The organism is Streptomyces sp. (assembly GCF_036566765.1).
Lineage (GTDB): Bacteria > Actinomycetota > Actinomycetes > Streptomycetales > Streptomycetaceae > Streptomyces.
In genome coordinates this window covers 1-15,711 of the sequence record NZ_DATCVQ010000283.1, presented here as the reverse complement: position 1 = coordinate 15,711, position 15,711 = coordinate 1, and the positions used below count along the sequence as shown (strand labels likewise).

14 protein-coding genes are annotated in these 15,711 nt (G+C 71.3%); 8 read left to right on the top strand and 6 right to left on the bottom strand.

Annotated features, from left to right (window positions below; translation table 11 throughout):
• Positions 1 to 408, bottom strand: a 408-nt coding sequence (locus VIU94_RS16030; protein WP_331911990.1) for an SHOCT domain-containing protein, incomplete at its 3' end; no start/stop codon positions are given.
• A 538-nt stretch (positions 409 to 946) separates the two neighbouring features.
• Between VIU94_RS16030 and VIU94_RS16025 the strand changes: the two genes are divergently transcribed.
• Positions 947 to 1,504 (top strand): potassium channel family protein, encoded by a 558-nt coding sequence (locus VIU94_RS16025; protein ID WP_331911988.1) that lies wholly within the window; start codon positions 947 to 949, stop codon positions 1,502 to 1,504.
• Positions 1,505 to 1,623: 119 nt separating this feature from the next.
• Here VIU94_RS16025 and VIU94_RS16020 read toward each other — a convergent pair whose 3' ends face one another.
• The 3 genes from VIU94_RS16020 to VIU94_RS16010 all read right to left on the bottom strand — a co-directional run bounded on the left by VIU94_RS16020 (position 1,624) and on the right by VIU94_RS16010 (position 5,442).
• Entirely contained in the window at positions 1,624 to 3,240 is a 1,617-nt protein-coding gene (locus VIU94_RS16020; RefSeq protein WP_331911986.1) for an MFS transporter, read from the bottom strand.
• Positions 3,241 to 3,432: 192 nt separating this feature from the next.
• On the bottom strand, positions 3,433 to 4,869 hold the full coding sequence (locus VIU94_RS16015; RefSeq protein ID WP_331911984.1) for a DUF2252 domain-containing protein: 1,437 nt from the start codon (positions 4,867 to 4,869) through the stop codon (positions 3,433 to 3,435).
• A gap of 126 nt (positions 4,870 to 4,995) precedes the next feature.
• On the bottom strand, positions 4,996 to 5,442 hold the full coding sequence (locus VIU94_RS16010; RefSeq protein ID WP_414720961.1) for a DUF7144 family membrane protein: 447 nt from the start codon (positions 5,440 to 5,442) through the stop codon (positions 4,996 to 4,998).
• Positions 5,443 to 5,822: 380 nt separating this feature from the next.
• Between VIU94_RS16010 and VIU94_RS16005 the strand changes: the two genes are divergently transcribed.
• On the top strand, positions 5,823 to 7,067 hold the full coding sequence (locus VIU94_RS16005) for a hypothetical protein (RefSeq protein ID WP_331911982.1): 1,245 nt from the start codon (positions 5,823 to 5,825) through the stop codon (positions 7,065 to 7,067).
• A gap of 137 nt (positions 7,068 to 7,204) precedes the next feature.
• Here VIU94_RS16005 and VIU94_RS16000 read toward each other — a convergent pair whose 3' ends face one another.
• Complete coding sequence (locus tag VIU94_RS16000) at positions 7,205 to 8,002, bottom strand: hypothetical protein (protein WP_331911980.1); 798 nt, start codon at positions 8,000 to 8,002, stop codon at positions 7,205 to 7,207.
• 198 nt (positions 8,003 to 8,200) lie between these two features.
• Positions 8,201 to 9,934 (bottom strand): dolichyl-phosphate-mannose--protein mannosyltransferase, encoded by a 1,734-nt coding sequence (locus VIU94_RS15995; protein ID WP_331911978.1) that lies wholly within the window; start codon positions 9,932 to 9,934, stop codon positions 8,201 to 8,203.
• 52 nt (positions 9,935 to 9,986) lie between these two features.
• Here VIU94_RS15995 and rsmI point away from each other — a divergent pair, with 52 nt between their 5' ends.
• The 6 genes from rsmI (at position 9,987) to VIU94_RS15965 (ending at position 15,707) form a co-directional block, all read left to right on the top strand.
• On the top strand, positions 9,987 to 10,856 hold the full coding sequence (gene rsmI, locus VIU94_RS15990) for a 16S rRNA (cytidine(1402)-2'-O)-methyltransferase (RefSeq protein WP_331911976.1): 870 nt from the start codon (positions 9,987 to 9,989) through the stop codon (positions 10,854 to 10,856).
• A gap of 161 nt (positions 10,857 to 11,017) precedes the next feature.
• Positions 11,018 to 11,449: a hypothetical protein gene (locus VIU94_RS15985; protein WP_331911974.1), complete on the top strand. Its 432-nt coding sequence runs from the start codon at positions 11,018 to 11,020 to the stop codon at positions 11,447 to 11,449.
• A gap of 70 nt (positions 11,450 to 11,519) precedes the next feature.
• Entirely contained in the window at positions 11,520 to 12,389 is an 870-nt protein-coding gene (locus VIU94_RS15980; RefSeq protein WP_331911972.1) for a TatD family hydrolase, read from the top strand.
• A gap of 105 nt (positions 12,390 to 12,494) precedes the next feature.
• On the top strand, positions 12,495 to 13,856 hold the full coding sequence (locus VIU94_RS15975; RefSeq protein ID WP_331911970.1) for a resuscitation-promoting factor: 1,362 nt from the start codon (positions 12,495 to 12,497) through the stop codon (positions 13,854 to 13,856).
• Positions 13,853 to 14,725, top strand: coding sequence for a 16S rRNA (adenine(1518)-N(6)/adenine(1519)-N(6))-dimethyltransferase RsmA (rsmA, locus tag VIU94_RS15970; protein ID WP_331911968.1), 873 nt, complete (start codon positions 13,853 to 13,855; stop codon positions 14,723 to 14,725). The genes VIU94_RS15975 and rsmA overlap by 4 nt, the downstream gene beginning before the upstream one ends.
• Positions 14,726 to 14,765: 40 nt before the next feature.
• Positions 14,766 to 15,707 carry a 4-(cytidine 5'-diphospho)-2-C-methyl-D-erythritol kinase gene (locus VIU94_RS15965; protein WP_331911966.1) on the top strand — a complete coding sequence of 314 codons (942 nt, stop codon included), beginning with the start codon at positions 14,766 to 14,768 and terminating at the stop codon, positions 15,705 to 15,707.
• The last annotated feature ends 4 nt before the right edge of the window (positions 15,708 to 15,711 follow it).

The following is a 15,711-nucleotide window of genomic DNA, read 5'->3' as shown; positions in this document are numbered from 1 at the left end:
CGAGAGGACCTTGGCCTTGGCCTGCTCGAACTCGGCTGCCGTGATCGCGCCGCGGTCCTTGAGCTCGGCGAGTCGGGAAAGTTCCTCCGCTTGGCTGCCGGCCCCGGCGCTCTCGCGCACGTAGGAGCGGAACTCCTCCTCGCTCCGGCGGGCCCGGCCCAACTCGCGTTCGCCCATGCCACGCCCGCGGGCGATCAGGTAGACGAACACGCCCAGGAAGGGCAGCAGGATGACGAGTACGCTCCATCCCGCCTTGCCCCAGCCGCTCAGGTCGTCATCGCGGAAGATGTCGCCGATGACGCGGAAGAGCAGCATGAACCAGATGACCCAGAGAAAGATCATCAGCATGGTCCAGAACATGTTCAGCAGGGGGTAGTCCACTGCCAGGTTCACCATCGAGTCCTTCATGGCCGGTCTCCTTCTGGGGGTGACAGGGCGCGGATGCCTGTTGGTCGTTCCAGGCACGCGGTGGATCGCCGAGGGGTTCGGACACCACCAGGCGGGTTTCGTCGGATCACGCTGGAAGAGTCGAACCGAGGCGTACGCCACCGGTCGTCCGTCTCCTCGGAGGACACCAGCGCGGCGGTCTGAAGGTCGCCGACCATCCCGTGGTCTGCGGTAGGCGGGTAGGCGTTCATGCAAGCTCCCTCGCCCGATGGGGTGCGGGACGTTCAGTTTCCGAGCCGTCTGCCGTGACAGCCCGTGATGACCTGGATGCCCGTCGGCCCCGGGCTACCTCAAGCGTGCGCCACAGCCGAGCTCACCGCACTCCGAACAGGGACCCGGCCCGAGGCCGAATCACACGCTCATCGAACTACGGGTGCCGCCAGCCCGGTGACCCCGTGGTGCGCCTGCCGCACGGCGCCGAGATCGCCCGGGATAGTGACCGCCCTCTGGCAGGGGCAGCAGCACGGTCACTGCGTTCCGTGCGACCGAGAGGGGAAACGTGGACGGGAATCCGAAGATCCGAAGGTCGGTCCTGCTCACCACGGCGCGTTCGCTTCTGACGCTAGCGGCCGTTCTGGCCGCCTATTACGTGTTGCCGTTGGATTCGTCCTTCACGGCGGCCACCGTATGGGCGCTCATCGGCGGCATCGTGCTGGTGGCGCTGCTCCTGGCCTGGCAGGTGCGCACGATCGTGCGTTCCGCGCGGCCGGGGCTTCGGGCCATGGTGGCACTGGCGTCGGTACTTCCGCTCTTCGTGGTGCTGTTCGCTGCGGCCTACTTCCTGCTGGAGCGCAGCGCGCCTGAGAGTTTCAGCGAATCAATGTCACGGACCGATGCCCTGTACTTCACGATGACGGTGTTCAGCACGGTCGGCTTCGGCGACATCACCCCGCGCACCGAAACTGCCCGGGTGTTGACCACGGGGCAGATGGCGGCCAATTTCCTGGTGATCGGCGTGGCAGCCCGGATCCTGGTGGGGGCGGTCCAGGAAGGCAGACGACTGCGGGACCGGACAGCGACGGGCGATGAGGACGGTGGCCCGCCCACCGCGCGGTGACCTGGTCCGGGTCCTCGGAACGCAGCGTCTCGGCGGCTCCAGCCCTCTCGTCCCCCTCTGTCCGCGAGACGTCCGGGCCCTCCCCGGGCAGGCCGCCGGCAGCTCCTCCCATCCCGCTGTCATGGGTGCGTCGAACGGGGCTGGGTCTTCGGGATCCGTGAGGTGAAGAACATCGCGAGGAGAGCGGTGAAGGCGAGGATGGCGAGTGCGGCGCGCAAACCGTCGATCCTGGCGTCGGCGTTCGCGTCGAGTGCCGCTTGCGTCACGTCCGTGTTCGTGCCCGCTTCGGTGAGGGCGGACTTGAGCTGGGCGTCCGACAAGAACGGTGCGCCGCTCTGGAGTTCGACCGTTGCCTGGCTCTTGACCTCGGCCGGGATCGCCGGATTCTGTTCCACGCTGGTGAGGAAGGAAGTCGTCAGCGCGGCGATCATGATCGACCCGGCGAGTGCCGTACCGATCGAGGCGCCGAGGTTCATGACGGCGTTCTGGACGCCGCCGACTTCTGCGCTCTGTGCTTCAGGCACTGCGGACACGGTGACCGACCCGAGCTGGGACGCCAGCGCGCCCATGCCGAGCCCGATCAGCAGGAGGGGGATGGTGACGATTTCCGCGCCGGCGTCCGCGTCGAGCGCGGCCATCAGGGCCACCGCGCCCGCGAGCAACGCGAGGGTCCCGAGCCGCACCACCCGCCGCGGTGAGACGTCCGGGAGGAAGCGCGGGATCAGGATCGCGGCGGCCAGCAGGGTCAGCGAGAGCGGCAGGATGCGGGCACCGGTCGCGAGCGCGGACAGGCCCAAGGCGACGGACAGGTAGAGCGGTACGACGAAGAAGACGCCCATCTGAACGAGGTACTGAAAGAAGAACATCGTCAGTCCGCCGGTGAGCTGCCTGTTGTGCAGCATGCCCGGGTCGACGAGTGGCTCCCTGCGCCGCTCCACCACGCGGGCCTCCCAGCGGAGGAAGAGCCAGACCAGGAGCAGACCGGCCAGCATCAGCCACACGACCAGCGAGACTCCGAGCCACGAGGGCGCGTCGGGCTTCGGCTGGAACCAGCCCCATTCGTCCGAGCGGAGTACGCCGTAGACGAAGAGCCCGAGCCCGAGCGCGGACAGCACGGCGCCGACGAGATCGATGCGAGGGCGTTCGCCGATCGGTGCGTCAGCGATGCGGCGGGCGAGCACCAGGATGCCGAACACCATCACGACCTCACCGGCGAAGACCCACCGCCACGAGAAGTACGTCGTTGCGACACCCCCGATGAGCGGCCCGACCGCGATCGCCACGGCCCCTGCGGCCGCGACGAGGCCGTAGGCGGCGGGACGGCGTTCGGTGGCGAAGTTGCTCGCCACGAGCGCCACGATCGCGGGCATGATGAGTGCCGCCCCGATCCCCTCGAGGAACGACCAGCCGAGCAGCAGTACGGGCAGGTTCGGCGCGAGCGCCGTGGTGAAGGAGCCGCAGCCGTAGATGACGCAGCCGATCATGAACGCGCGTTTGCGACCGATCAGTGCCCCTACTTTGCCGCCGGGGATCATGAACATCGCCATCACGAGGGTGTAGGCCGTGATGGCGCCTTGCACACCCGTCACCGTCGTGCCCACGTCCTCGGCGACCGTCGCGATCGAGACGTTCATGACCGAACTGTCGAGCGCCATCAGGAACTGGCCGGCCGCGAGTGCCAGCAGGACGATTCGCGCCGTTCCCGAACTCTCGGCGGTGCCTGCTCTGGGTGCCATGCGCGCATCGTCCCAGCCGCCCGGAAGGGCGATCCGCGACCCGCCCCGGAGGTCAACCAGTTGGCGGACTGAGGTCGGCGGAGTCACCTTGGGGCGGAGTCGTCATGGTGAGAGAGGGGCGAGAGGGGCAGCTTCGTACCTGCGGCAGATGTGCTCCCCGCTCGACAGGACGATGCCCCGGCATGCCGAAGGTCAGGCGGCCGGCAGCTCCTCGGCGACTAGCCGGCCTGAGCGTACGGCGTCGACCAGGGCCTGGTGGTCGTGCTCGTTCTGGTCGGCGTACGCCTCCGCGAAGGTGGCGAGTGCTCGGTCGAACGAGTCGCCGCTGCCCAGGTACGCGGCGATCGCGATGCGGTCGCCGGACCGCGCGTGCGCACGAGCCAGCGTGACCCCGCACAGTTCGCCGAACGCCTGCATGTCCTTCGGCCGCATCCGCTCCGGCATGGCGATGCCCTTCCAGTCGCGCAACTGGCGGACGTAGAAGTCGCGCTGCTTGCCGTCGATGCCGTCCACCCTCTCCCAGCCGAGGAAGATGTCGCTCGTGGCCTGCATCAACCGCTGGCCCGAGACCACCCGCTCGCCCTGGTTGCGGTACTTGCTCGCCCCGACGTGCGCGGCGAGCACGGAGGTGTCGGCCTCCTTGGCCTGGAGGAAGAGCGGGTCCTGGTCGTCCCGGCCGAGCAGGAGGAAGATCCAGCATCGGGTGCCGACGCTGCCGACGCCGACCACCTTGCGGGCGACGTCCGCCAGTCGGTAGTCCTCCAGGAGCGTGCGCCGGTCGGAAGTCAGAGTGCGGCCGTAGCGCTCGATCAGGCCCCGGAACCGGCGTTCCAGCGCGCTGCGCTCGACGTCCGGCAGCAGGTCGCCGGCCGGGATGAGCAGCGGGGGATCCGCCGCGATCCTGGGCCGCCCGTCGACCGTCTCGGTGAGCTTGTCGAAAGCCTGCAGACTGTCGCGGGTACGGGCCTTCGCCATCGCGCGAGCCAGGTTCCTCCGACCGTGCTTCGTTGCGTGGAGCCGGCCTGCGACCAGGGACTCAAGGAGGTCCGCATCGATCTTCGCGTACCAGACGTCGACGGTGCGCATTCCTGCGAAGCGGATCATCGCCTCGCGGTACGAACGGACCGTCGAGCTGACGATCCGGGCACGCTCGGCGTCGTCGAAGTCGTTCGCCCGCCCTGCGATGACGAAACTCGCCGACAGCCGCTTGACGTCCCACTCCCAGGGGCCCGGCAGCGTCTCGTCGAAGTCGTTGATGTCGAACATCAACTGCCGCTCGGGCGAGGCGAGGAGACGGAAGTTCAGCATGTGCGCGTCCCCGCACAGCTGGGCCGTGAGTCCCGAGCGCGGGGTGGCGGCGAGGTCGGAGGCCATGATCGCGGCGGCGCCCCGGTAGAAGCGGAACGGGGACTCCGTCATCCGGCCGTAGCGGATCGGCACGAGTTCGGGCACCCGTGCCTCGGACTGCGCCTCCAGGATCGCCAGCGGGTCCGGCCTGTCAGGGGCCGGCTTGTACTCGGCGTGGCTCGATCGCGGCGTGCTGCGTCGGGCCGCCTTGCCGTGGGCCGCGCGTTCCTCGGGCGTGGCATGGGGCGCCGCACGCAGCGTCGTGGTCGCGTTCTGGGACATCGGAAACCTTCCTGCCTGGGCCTGAGGCCGTTGCGGGAATGTTCGGCACAGGGCTTGGCGGCCTGAACGGCTCCCCCTACGACCCGTCAGCCCCGACTACAGCCCCGCCGCGATTCGGCCGAATCGTCAATCGGCCGCCGTGTGCGACCAGCTGGAGCACAGAGCCCAGATGACGAACACGTCGATCGCCAGGATGACGATCGACCACCACGGCTGGTACGGCAGCCAGAGGAAGTTGGCGATCATGCTGAGGCCGGCCAGGCCGACACCGGTCACCCTGGCCCAGTTCGCGCCGCTGAACAGGCCCACTCCGGTGATCACGATGATGACGCCGAGGACGAGGTGGATCCAGCCCCAGGCCGTCAGGTCGAACTCGAAGACGTAGTTGCCGACGCGGGCGTACACGTCGTCCTCTGCGATGGCCCCGATGCCCTGGAGAATGGCCAGGACGCCCGATACGGACAGCAGCACCGCGGCGAACACGGTGCCGCCGCTCGCCATGCCAATGCCGCCTTCGGACCGGGGCGCAGGGCCGGTGTTCCACTGTCCTCCGGCCGGTGTTTGCTGGCTCATGGAAGTCACCTCGCAGTTCACGATCCGTTGCCGGGCATCCCTTGGGCCGTTGGTCTGCTCGCCCCTCCTCGGGATGTCGGGCCAAGGCGCCTCCCTTCGAGTATCACGGTCGCCGGGGCGACGTGCTCGACGGCGATGTGACCGTCCCCGTCCGCGGTCGGCCCGCACCTCGGCGGAGCAACCCGGAGTGCGGGGCTCCCTACCGTGAGTGCCTAATGGGGTGCAGGCAGTTTCTCCGCAACCGCCCCGGGAGTGCCATGAGTACGCCGCCAGAGCCCCCAGAGCCCCCAGAGCCGCCAAGGCCGTCCCAACCGTCCGACGCCGCTCCTCCGGCTCCGTCGCCGTCGAGCGGGAAGGGCTCACGTGCCGGACGGATCGCGATGAGCACCGTCTCGGCCGTGCTGATCACGCTGACCTGCATCCTCGTTCCGGTGTCCCTGATCACCGTATGGGTGCACGACATCGTGCTGGACACCGACCGATACGTCTCGACGGTCAGTCCACTCGCGTCGGATCCGGCCATCGAGGCGGCTGCCGTCACCCGTATCGCCGCAGCCGCGGACGCCAGGGTCGACGGCTCGCAGGTCACGTCCGACATCGCGGCATGGCTGGAGTCCCAGGGGCTGCCGCCGCGGGTCGGCAAGGCGATCAAGTCGCTGGGGCCGCAGCTGGACTCGGCGGTCGACCAGGTCGTCACCAAGGTGGCGACCCGCTTCACCGAGAGCGACCGGTTCGAGACCATCTGGACCGAAGCCAACCGGGCCGCCCATTCGGCAGTGGTACACGCACTCACCGGTGAAGGCCGAGGCTCTGTCGAGGTCAGCGGCGGCACGGTCACCCTCGACGTGGGGGCCGCTGTCGAGCAGGTCAAGAAGGATCTCGTGGACGCGGGGCTCTCCCCGGCGGAGAAGATCCCGGACGTCAAGAAAAAGATGGTGCTCTTCCAGTCCGACAAGCTGGAGAAGATCAGGGACCTGGTCCACCTGCTCGACGTGATCGGCAACTGGCTGCCCATTCTCACCGTGGTGCTCGGCGCGATCGGGGTGGTACTCGCCCGGCGCCGTCGCCGGGCCCTGGTGACCACGATGCTCGGCGCGGCCGCGGCCTGCCTCGTCCTCGCCATCGGCCTGGTGATCATCCGCCGCTACTACCTCGACCATCTGCCCGCGCAGGTGCAGTCACCGGCCGCGGCCGCGGCGATCTTCGACACGCTGCTCCGCTTCCTGCGGGTCAGCATCCGCACCGCCATCGTCCTCGGGATCCTGGTGGCGATCGGCGCCTATCTGTCCGGCTCCGGCCGCCTGCCGCGCGCCGTGCGTGGCACAGCCGACCGTACGGCCGACTCCGCCGCGCGCTGGGGCGGCGCCCACGGGGTGCACACCGGAAAGGTCGGTACCTGGGTGGACGCCCAACGACGCTGGCTCACCATCGGAGTGCTGCTCATCCTGGCGCTGGTGTTCGCCTTCTGGAACCACCCGACGGTGCTGACCGTCCTGCTGCTGGTGCTCATCCTCCTCGCCGTACTCGCCGTACTCGCGCTGCTGGCTGCCAGCGGTCGCAACGCCGAGTCGGCCAAGCGCCCCGCCGAGCACGAACCGTCGCCCCCGTCTGGCTTGCCCGAGTGATGATCCTTCGAGGGCCGACGGTCACCGATGCCCACCGACAACAACCCAGAGGGCGCGGCCGACGGCCGCGCCCTCTGGCGTCTTTCTTTCCGGGGCGGCTCCCGGACCGTCGGGAGTTCGTCCGCCCGGGGGGAAAATCAGGCGCGTTGGAAGCCGTCGACGGCCATGGAGATGGTGAGGGCCAGGAAGGCGAGACCGACGGCGATGATGGCCAGGAAGACGAGCGTGCCCGCCGCCTTGGCAATCCACGATTTCGCATGGACCGGGTCGGCGGGGTTCCTCGGGTGGTAGGCGACCTTGATGGTCGGCGCGCTGCCGGAGATGTACGCGCAGCGGACCACGCCGTGCAGGTCGGTGTAGGCGTAGTCCCTGGGGCCGCGGCGCACCGCCTCGACGGTGATGCCGTACCGGGGGTAGGTCCACTCGCGGTACTGCATGGACAGGAGCGCGACCCCGAACGCGACGATGCCCACGGCGATGGGGGTGAACACCAAGAACGCGACCGCGCGGCTCACCGACTCCACGATGCCCAGGGGTACGGCCACCCCGACCGCCACCAGGCCGGTGACCCACGCCGTGAGCCTGAACGCGCGCGTGTACCAGTCGTCATCGGACCCCGCCGGCGCGCTGTCGGTGACGAGAGCCGTGCCGTCGGCCGCCCGCTCCTCCGGCAGGAGCGCGGTGACGGCGTCGGCGAACGCCGTGGCCGCCACCTCACTCACGCCCCGGACCTTGTACGTGACCGGGGTCGTCCCGGCCGGGGCGGTCAGCTCCACGGCAAGGGCACGGCCCTCGGCGCCGACTCGGCGGACGGCCTGGAGCGGGATCCGCTTCTCCTTGCGCCGCCGGCTCAGGACGAGGACGTCGTCCTGAGCCTGGAGGGTGGTACCAGCGCGGCCCCGGAGGACGGGTATCGGTGAGGTGGTGGTGGACATGGGCGTTGATAGTAGGGCGGGGACGGCTTTCAGGCGTGGGGTTACCTGTACAGAGCCTCCACAGCCTTCCGGGTTCGCCCCTCGCGCCGTCGGGGCCGTCTGTGGGCCGTCTGAGGGCCGCCGACGGTCACCGATGGCCACCGACAACAACCAAGAGGGCGCGGCCGACGGCCGCGCCCTCTTCGTGCGTTCTCGCTGCTAGACCCAGGTGTCCAGCCACATCCTGTTGCGCCACGACTCCATCGGGATCGGTTCGCCCGTGTACAGCGGCCAGAAGTAGATGAAGTTCCAGATGATCAGCAGGACCAGGACGCCCGCGCCGACCGCGCCGATCGTGCGGCGGCGTTCCGTTGAGCCGGGTGGGCCCAGGAGGGCGCCGATCATCATCGTGACCGCCAGGCACAGGAAGGGGACGAAGACGACCGCGTAGAAGAGGAAGATCGTGCGTTCCTGGTAGAAGAACCAGGGGAGCCAGCCCGCCGCGATGCCGCAGGCGATCGCGCCCGCGCGCCAGTCGCGGCGGAAGAACCAGCGCCACAGGACGTACAGGACCGCGAAGCAGGCCGCCCACCACAGGAGCGGGGTGCCGAGCGCCAGGACCTCGCGGGCGCACTTCTCCGTGACGTCGGCGGGGCAGCCGTCCTTGCCGGGGGCCGGGTCCTCGTAGAAGTACGAGACCGGGCGGCCCAGGACGATCCAGCTCCACGGGTTCGACTGGTACGTGTGGCCCGAGGTCAGGTTGACGTGGAACTGGTAGACCTCGGTCTCGTAGTGCCACAGGCTGCGCAGCCAGTCCGGCAGCCACGACCAGAGCCCGCCGCCGCCCGCCGCCTTGTCCTGCTCCGCCGCCCAGCCGCGGAAGTAGCCCTTGTCCGAGGCGATCCAGCCGGTCCACGACGCGATGTACGTGACCACCGCGACCGGGACCACCGAGACGAACGCCGGGACCAGGTCCCTGCGCAGCACCGCCGCGTACGGGCGCACCGCGCCGGCCGTGCGGCGCGCGCCGACGTCCCACAGGACCGTCAGCAGACCGAACGCGGCCATGATGTAGAGGCCGTTCCACTTCGTGGCGAAGGCCAGGCCCAGCATGACTCCTGCCGCCAGCCGCCACGGGCGCCAGCCGAGCCGCAGGCCCTCCGCCACCGCCGCGTCCGGCCGCAGCACCCCTTCGTCGTCCTCCGGGAGCGCCGCCGCGAGCCGCCGCCGGGCCCAGTCGCGGTCGATCAGCAGACAGCCGAACGCGCCGAGCACGAAGAACATCAGGACCAGATCGAGCAGGGCCGTCCGGCTCATCACGAAGTGCAGGCCGTCCACCGCGAGCAGCGTCCCCGCCAGACAGCCCAGGAAGGTCGAGCGGAACAGGCGGCGTCCGATGCGGCACAGCATCAGGACGGACAGCGTGCCCAGCACCGCGACCATGAAGCGCCAGCCGAACGGGGTGAAGCCCCAGATCTGCTCGCCGAGGCCGATGACCCACTTGCCGACCGGCGGGTGCACCACGTACCCCGGCTCCACCGGCACGGTGACCGCGTCCGGGTTCGCCAGGATCGCCTTGTCGACGTCCTTCGGCCAGGAGCCCTCGTACCCCTGCTTGATCAGGGCCCAGGCGTCCTTCGCGTAGTACGTCTCGTCGAATATCACCGCCTTGGGCCGGCCGAGGTGCCAGAACCGCAGCAGCCCCGCGACCAGCGCCACCAGCAGCGGACCGCCCCAGGCCGCCCACCGCGCCAGCCGCTGCACCGCGCCCCGTGAGAGGCCGAACAGCGACGCGGCCCCGGCGGACGGCTTCACGTAAGGCGGCACCAGGCGCTCCCGCAGCCCGGTCCGCGCCGGGGCGGCGTAGCCGAACCGGCGAAGGCGCTGCTGCCACGAGGGCGGGTCCTGCCCGGCGTCCTGACCCTGCTGGGGGTGTGGTGCGGTACTGGTCACCGCGCCATCGTAGGGAACGCGCCTGTGCGAGTCGCCCGGCCGGGCTGCGAGGATGACCCATGTGACAGGAACGCTGGTACTCGCAGGGACCCCCATCGGCGACATCGCGGACGCCCCGCCGCGGCTCGCCGCCGAGCTGGAGCGCGCGGACGTCGTCGCCGCCGAGGACACCCGGCGGCTGCGCGGACTGACCCGCGCGCTCGGCGTGCACACCACCGGCCGGGTCGTCTCCTACTTCGAGGGCAACGAGTCCGCGCGCACTCCCGAGCTGGTCGAGGCGCTGGCCGGCGGCGCGCGGGTGCTGCTCGTCACCGACGCCGGCATGCCGTCCGTCTCCGACCCCGGCTACCGGCTCGTCGCCGCCGCCGTGGAGCGGGACATCAAGGTCACCGCCGTGCCCGGCCCGTCCGCCGTGCTCACCGCGCTCGCGCTGTCCGGGCTGCCGGTGGACCGGTTCTGCTTCGAGGGCTTCCTGCCGAGGAAGGCCGGCGAGCGGCTCGGGCGGCTCCGCGAGGTCGCGCAGGAGCGGCGCACCCTCGTGTACTTCGAGGCCCCGCACCGGCTCGACGACACCCTCGACGCGATGGCCGAGGTCTTCGGCGAGGAGCGCCGCGCCGCCGTCTGCCGCGAGCTGACCAAGACGTACGAGGAGGTCAAGCGGGGGCCGCTCGGCGAGCTCGCCGCGTGGGCGAAGGAGGGTGTCCGAGGCGAGATCACCGTCGTCGTCGAGGGCGCCCCCGAGACCGGGCCCGCCGAACTCGACGCGGCCGAGCTGGTGCGCAGGGTGCAGGTGCGCGAGGAGGCGGGGGAGCGGCGCAAGGAGGCGATCGCCGCCGTCGCCGCGGAAGCGGGCCTTCCCAAGCGCGAGGTGTTCGATGCCGTCGTGGCGGCAAAGAACGCGGATCGGCAGGCCCAGGCGTAGGCCAAAGGACTATCGTGAAAGGCAAAGCTTCCGCCGCGCCGCAGTCGGTCCGGCAAGGGATGCCCTAGGAAAGCCCCAAGGGCATTCCATGCTTCCACCTCCGCTGATGCGCTCCGGCCGAAATGGGCGTCCACTGTTCAGTGGAGTGGAGAGGAGCTGGCATGAGCGAGATCACCGGCGCATCCGTCGGCCACGAGGAGTATTCCTTCGCCTGTGCCCGATGCGGATACGGCTGGGAACAGGCGTACGACATCGAACACCGCCTGGACGCCAACGGCCAGGAGTTCATCGTCTACCGGACCGAGGGCGCGCGGGTCCCCTCGCCACTGTCCGACCTGGCCTGCCCCAACTGCGAGCGCCGCGGAGCGGTCCGGATCCTGCGGTCCGGACAGGTGTCCATGACGATGCGGATGCTGTCGGAGGTCGGCCACCCGCCGCTGGGCCCGATCCCGGACGGCCCGGCGACGCGCGCCCGGGCCGCCGCCGGGACACCGGTGCCGGAGCGTACGGGGGAGCCCCCGGGCCCGGTCCAGGAACACCACCGCCACCTCTCCGACCTGCTGCACCCCTTCCGGGACCGGGACCGCAAGTAGCCCGGGACCGCACCTAGCCCAGAACCAGCCCAGGACCGCACCGTAAGACCGTCCTCGTACGATCGGGGCCATGACCTCCAAAGACGCCCCGCCGCCGCTGCCCGAGCCCCTGCTGGTGCCCGTGGCGGACTCGCACACCCACCTGGACATGCAGGCCGGCACCGTCGAGGAGTCGCTCGCCAGGGCCGCGGCCGTCGGCGTCGCCCATGTCGTCCAGGTGGGCTGCGACCTGAAGGGCTCGCAGTGGGCCGCCGAGACCGCCGCCGCGCACGCCAACGTGCACGCGGCCGTCGCGCTGCACCCCAACGAGGCCCCGCGCATCGTGCTCGGCGACCCCGACGGCTGGTCCCGCCAGGGGGCCAGGGAGGCCGGCGGGGACGCCGCGCTCGACGAGGCGCTGGCCGAGATCGACCGGCTCGCCGCCCGCCCCGAGGTCAAGGGCGTCGGAGAGACCGGCCTTGACTACTTCCGCACCGGCCCCGAGGGCATGGCCGCCCAGGCGCGGTCCTTCCGCGCCCACATCGAGATCGCCAAGCGGCACGACAAGGCGCTGGTCATCCACGACCGCGAGGCGCACGCCGACGTGCTGCGGATCCTCGCCGAGGAGGGCGCGCCCGAGCGGACCGTCTTCCACTGCTACTCCGGCGACGCCGACATGGCCCGGACCTGCGCCGAGGCCGGTTACTACATGTCCTTCGCCGGCAACATGACCTTCAAGAACGCCCGCCCGCTGCGCGAGGCCCTCGCCGTCGCCCCGCTGGAGCTGGTCCTCGTGGAGACCGACGCGCCGTTCCTGACCCCGGTCCCGTACCGGGGGCGGCCGAACGCGCCGTACCTGATCCCGATCACCGTCCGGGCGATGGCCGAGGTCCGGGGCATGGAGGTCGACGCGCTGTGCGAGGCGATCGCCGCGAACACCGCGCAGGCCTTCGATTACTGATCACGACCGATCCACGACTCCGGATCATTTCTGATCCATAACTCTCACGGTCCGTAGCCGCGCTGCTTTGGAGAGTGACCGGAGCTCCGCTAGGGTCCCGGCCTCGTGAGCACCTCGCAGGGCAGTCACCGAGCCGCACGCGGCGGCGGCCGTCGCGCCGCGACCAGGACGGTCGAGGCACCACCGGTCACGACGCCGGTCCCACCACCGGTCCCACCACCGGTCACGACGCCGGTCCCGCCGCCGTCGGCCCCGTCGATCCACGAGTACGACACCCAGCCCTACGAGGCACGCCTCGCACCGGCCCCCGCCCCCGCGGACGGCGGCCGGGCCTCCGCCCGCCGGGCCGCGCGTCGCCGCAAGGCGTCCCCCGCCGGGGACGGGCTGCGTCGCCTCGTCCCGCAGGCCCTGGTCGTCGCCTTCCTGGCCGGCGGCACGACCGCCTTCGTCGCCGACGACAAGGCGATCCGGCTCAGCGTCGACGGCGTCCCGCGCACCCTGCACACCTTCGCCGACGACGTCGAGGAGCTCCTGGAGGACGAGGGCCTGGTCGCCGGCGCCCACGACCTCGTCGCGCCCGCCCCGGGCGCGGCCCTCTCCGACGGCGACGAGGTCGCCGTCCGGTACGGGCGGCCCGTCCAGCTCACCCTCGACGGGCAGCGCCGCCAGGTGTGGACCACCGCCCGGACCGTCGAAGGGGCGCTGCGCCAGCTCGGCGTACGGGCCGAGGGCGCCTATCTCTCCGTCTCCCGCTCCGCGCCCATCTCCCGCGCCGGCCTCGCCCTCGACGTCCGCACCGAGCGCACCGTCACCCTGCTCGCCGACGGCCGCGAGCGGACCGTCCGCACCAACGCCGCGACCGTCCGCGAGGTCGTCGAGGAGGCCGGGATCACCCTCTCCGGCCAGGACACCACCTCCGTGCCGCCCGGCTCCTTCCCGCGCGACGGCCAGACCGTCACCGTCATGCGGATCACCGGCTCCAAGGAGGTCCGCGAGGAGCCGATCCCGTACGAGGTCGAGCGGGTCCGCGACCCCGAGCTGTTCGCCGGCACCGAGGTCGTCGAACGGCAGGGCGCGCAGGGCGTGCGCCGGGTCACGTACGCCCTGCGGACCGTCAACGGCGTCCGGCAGAAGCCGCGCCGGATCGCCGAGGAGATCGTGCGCGAGCCAGTCGCCCAGCGGGTCAAGGTCGGCACGAAGCCGCTGCCGCACTCGGTCGCCGGCGCGGACGGCCTCGACTGGGGCGCGCTGGCCCAGTGCGAGTCCGGCGGCAGGCCGGGCGCGGTCGACCCGTCGGGGACGTACGGCGGGCTGTACCAGTTCGACCCGGGGACCTGGCAGTCCCTCGGCGGCAGCGGAACGGCGCAGAACGCGCCCGCGGCCGAGCAGACGTTCCGCGCGAAGAAGCTGTACGTGCAGCGGGGGGCGAGTCCGTGGCCGCACTGCGGCCGTAGGCTGTACCGGTGAGCACCACCGATCCCGATCATCTCCTCGGCCCCGCCGACATCCGTGAACTGGCCGCGAAGCTGGGCGTACGCCCCACGAAGCAGCGCGGCCAGAACTTCGTCATCGACGCCAACACCGTCCGGCGGATCGTCCGCACGGCCGAGGTGCGCCCCGACGACGTGGTCGTGGAGGTGGGCCCGGGGCTCGGCTCCCTGACGCTGGCCCTGCTCGAGGCCGCCGACCGGGTGACGGCCGTCGAGATCGACGACGTCCTCGCGGCCGCCCTGCCGTCGACGATCGCGGCCCGCATCCCGGCGAAGAAGGATCGCTTCGCGCTGGTCCACACCGACGCCATGCACGTCCAGGAGCTGCCCGGGCCCGCGCCGACGGCGCTGGTGGCGAACCTGCCGTACAACGTGGCCGTGCCGGTGCTGCTGCACATGCTGGACCGGTTCCCGACGATCGAGCGGACGCTCGTGATGGTGCAGGCGGAGGTCGCCGACCGGCTGGCCGCCGGGCCCGGGAACAAGGTGTACGGCGTGCCGTCGGTGAAGGCGAACTGGTACGCCGAGGTGAAGCGTGCCGGGTCGATCGGGCGCAACGTGTTCTGGCCGGCGCCGAACGTCGACTCGGGCCTGGTCTCGCTGGTGCGGCGGACCGAGCCGCTCGCGACCAGCGCCTCGAAGGACGAGGTCTTCCGGGTCGTCGACGCGGCCTTCGCGCAGCGCCGCAAGACGCTGCGGGCCGCGCTCGCCGGCTGGGCGGGCTCGCCCGCGTTGGCGGAGGAGGCCCTGGTGAAGGCCGGGATCTCGCCGCAGGCGCGCGGCGAGGCGCTCACGGTCGAGGAGTTCGCGCGGATTGCGGAGAACCGGCCGGGGGCATCGCATTGAGCGGGGCACTGGGGCGCTGACGATGGAGGAGAGCGCACGCATGGCTGAGCAGATGCAGGGGGATGCCGCGGTGAGCGGTTCGGACGAGGCGGGCGTGACCGTACGCGTCCCGGCGAAGGTCAACGTCCAGCTGGCGGTGGGCGGTGCGCGGCCGGACGGCTTCCACGACCTCGCCAACGTCTTCCTGGCGGTGTCGCTGTACGACGAGGTGACGGTGCGTCCGGCGGACGAGCTGCGGGTGACGTGCTCGGGGCCGGACGCGGACCAGGTGCCGCTGGACCGGACGAACCTGGCGGCGCGGGCGGCCGAGCTGCTCGCGGCGCGGCACGGCATCGATCCGCGGGTGCACATCCACATCGCCAAGGACATCCCGGTCGCCGGCGGCATGGCGGGCGGCAGCGCGGACGGCGCGGGCGCGCTGTTGGCGTGCGACGCGCTGTGGGGGCTGAACTCCTCGCGCGCGGAGCTGCTCGAGATCTGCGCGGAGCTCGGCAGCGACGTGCCGTTCAGCCTCGCCGGCGGGGCGGCGCTCGGGATCGGGCGCGGCGAGCAGCTGACCGAGCTGCCGGTCGGCGGGACGTTCCACTGGGTGTTCGCGGTCGCCGACGGCGGACTGTCGACGCCCGCGGTGTACGGCGAGTTCGACCGGCTCAACGAGGGCGTCGACGTCCCCGAGCCCGCCGCCTCCCCGGAGCTCCTGGACGCCCTGCGCACCGGCGACACGACGGCCCTCGCGGGCGCCCTGGCCAACGACCTCCAGCCGGCGGCCCTCTCCCTGCGCCCGTCGCTCGCGGCGACGCTGGAGACGGGGATGGCGGCGGGCGCCCTGGCGGCCCTGGTCTCGGGCTCGGGCCCGACGACGGCGTTCCTGACGAAGGACGAAGAAGGGGCGCGGGGGGTGGCGGCGGCGCTGATCGACTCCGGCACCTGCCGCACGGCTCGCGTCACCAGCGCTCCGGCCCTGGGCGCGACGGTCATCTAGGGGG